This is a genomic window from Bacillus sp. T2.9-1, assembly GCF_950097965.1.
In the GTDB taxonomy this organism is placed as follows: domain Bacteria; phylum Bacillota; class Bacilli; order Bacillales; family Cytobacillaceae; genus Niallia; species Niallia hominis.
This window is the reverse complement of sequence record NZ_CATNHG010000058.1, coordinates 1-245: the sequence shown is the minus strand read 5'-3', so window position 1 is coordinate 245 and position 245 is coordinate 1. Positions and strand designations below refer to the sequence as shown.

1 protein-coding gene is annotated in these 245 nt (G+C 33.5%); it reads right to left on the bottom strand.

Annotated elements, in window-relative coordinates:
- On the bottom strand, positions 1 to 245 hold a 245-nt coding region (locus QQZ16_RS04405; RefSeq protein ID WP_284561143.1), incomplete at both ends, for a DDE-type integrase/transposase/recombinase.

Genomic DNA, 245 nt, shown 5'->3' with positions numbered 1-245 from the left:
AGTGTATAATAACTCCTTCTGGCTGATTGCGTTTATCCAAAGCATCCTGCAGTGTATCAATTACTAATGTCGTTTGTTGATGATTATAAATCTTATAAGCTACGATTTCATTATTATACAAATCCATAATCGTAGACAGATATAATGTTTCGCTGCCATACTGGATATACGTAATGTCCGTTACCCACTTCTCATTTGGTTTACTTGCACTAAAATCACGATTAAGAATATTAGGTACAATGACT